The organism is Neisseria sp. P0022.S010 (assembly GCF_051956635.1).
In genome coordinates, this window is the sequence record NZ_JBQCXF010000509.1 from 1 (window position 1) to 2,088 (window position 2,088).

The following is a 2,088-nucleotide window of genomic DNA, read 5'->3' on the forward strand; positions in this document are numbered from 1 at the left end:
ACATGAATCGTGGTCGGGTCGGTAAAAGATTTGAAGCCGGAGAGTTTGATGTGGGTCAGGCGCATGGCAATGTTTCGAATCGGAAAAGAAGGCGTATTTTAACGGAAATACGCTTATCCGTTGAGAGAAAATCTGACAACTCAAATCAAATAAAAAGGCCGTCTGAAGTTTCAGACGGCCTTTTGTTTTTTAACTTGGATTACACCGATACGGCTGCTTTGATGTGCGGATGCGGATCATAGCCTTCCAGCTCGAAGTCTTCAAATTTGAAGGCAAACAAGTCTTTGACTTCAGGGTTGATTTTCATGGTCGGCAGGCTTCGGAAATCGCGGCTTAATTGCAGTCGGGCCTGCTCGATATGGTTGCTGTACAAATGGGCATCGCCAAACGTATGGATAAACTCACCGGCTTCCAGGCCGCACACTTGCGCCATCATCATGGTCAACAATGCGTAGCTGGCGATGTTGAACGGTACGCCAAGGAAGATATCGGCGCTGCGTTGGTAAAGCTGGCAGGACAGTTTGCCGTTGGCAACGTAAAACTGAAACAGCGCGTGGCAAGGCGGCAAGGCCATTTCATCGACCAAAGCGGGATTCCATGCGGACACAATCAGGCGGCGCGAGTCGGGATTTTTCTTGATTTGTTCCACCACATTGGCAATTTGGTCGATATGGCGGCCGTCGGGTGCGGGCCAGCTGCGCCATTGGTAGCCGTAAACCGGGCCTAAATCGCCGTTTTCATCCGCCCATTCGTCCCAAATGGAAACGTTGTTGTCTTTCAGGTATTTGATGTTGGTATCGCCTTTGAGAAACCAAAGCAGCTCATGAATAATTGAGCGAAGATGCAGTTTTTTGGTGGTCAACAGCGGAAAGCCTTCACTCAAATCAAAACGCATTTGGTAACCGAACACGGAACGCGTGCCGGTGCCGGTACGGTCGGATTTGTCGATACCATTGTCGAGGACATGGCGCATAAGGTCGTGATAGGCTTTCATGAGTTTCCTTAATGTATGTGTTGTGGGAATTTGATGCGTATTGTACCGAATTTTCAGACGGCCTGCCTCTTTGTCTGCAATGGGCCAACCCTTCCTCTAGGCTTAGCGTATATCCGTTAATAATGTTGACAATTTAGCATTTATTTACAAGAAATTTTGAGCCAAATAAAATTTTTACAAAAAAAATTTTGAAATTTTCTAGTTTAATTACTTAGAATTTTATAGCTTATTATTTTTAATATATGAAATATAATCCATAATTTTTAATAAAAATAAAAATATAATTCTAGTTTTACAAATTGGTAAAAAAATAATGTCAACAATTCGGCTAAAATTTTTCTTGGCAAGTAAATTTTTTACAGTTATATTTCAAAACATAAATATTGAAACATCTCACTCGATAGGAGTTGAAAAATGACTGACCTGAACACCCTGTTTACCAATCTTAAACAACGCAATCCCAACCAAGAACCCTTCCACCAAGCCGTTGAAGAAGTATTCATGAGTTTGGATCCGTTTTTGGCGAAAAACCCGAAATACACCCAACAAAGCCTGCTTGAGCGTATTGTTGAACCTGAACGTGTGATTATGTTCCGCGTCACTTGGATGGACGACAAAGGCCAAGTTCAAGTCAACCGCGGCTACCGCATTCAAATGAGTTCCGCCATCGGCCCTTACAAAGGCGGTTTGCGCTTCCACCCGACCGTCGATTTGGGCGTGTTGAAATTCCTCGCTTTTGAACAAGTCTTCAAAAACGCGCTGACCACCCTGCCTATGGGCGGCGGCAAAGGCGGTTCCGACTTTGATCCTAAAGGCAAATCCGATGCCGAAGTAATGCGCTTCTGCCAAGCCTTTATGACCGAACTCTACCGCCACATCGGCGCCGATACAGACGTTCCTGCCGGCGATATCGGCGTAGGCGGCCGTGAAATCGGCTATCTGTTCGGCCAATACAAAAAAATCCGCAACGAATTTGCTTCCGTCCTGACCGGCAAAGGCCTCGAATGGGGCGGCAGCCTGATTCGCCCTGAAGCCACCGGCTACGGCTGCGTGTATTTTGCCCAAGCCATGTTGGAAACCCGCAACGACAGCAT

General features: G+C 46.0%; 3 protein-coding genes. 2 read left to right on the forward strand and 1 reads right to left on the reverse strand.

Features of this window, described 5'->3' with window-relative positions; all coding sequences use genetic code 11:
- Positions 1-242 (forward strand): hypothetical protein (locus ACTHUT_RS18755; RefSeq protein ID WP_440419375.1); only part of this gene is annotated, 242 nt, incomplete at its 5' end.
- Here ACTHUT_RS18755 and ACTHUT_RS18760 read toward each other — a convergent pair.
- Positions 200-994: a thymidylate synthase gene (locus ACTHUT_RS18760; protein ID WP_036491762.1), complete on the reverse strand. Its 795-nt coding sequence runs from the start codon at positions 992-994 to the stop codon at positions 200-202. The two genes, ACTHUT_RS18755 and ACTHUT_RS18760, sit on opposite strands and share 43 nt — an antisense overlap.
- Before the next feature lie 414 nt (positions 995-1,408).
- Here ACTHUT_RS18760 and ACTHUT_RS18765 point away from each other — a divergent pair.
- A partial coding sequence (locus ACTHUT_RS18765) for a Glu/Leu/Phe/Val dehydrogenase dimerization domain-containing protein (protein ID WP_440419377.1) occupies positions 1,409-2,088 on the forward strand: 680 nt, incomplete at its 3' end.

Excerpts from the sequence above, each read along its gene's own strand:
- ACTHUT_RS18760 (WP_036491762.1), bottom strand. The coding sequence starts at position 994 with ATGAAAGCCTATCACGACCTTATGCGCCATGTCCTCGACAATGGTATC.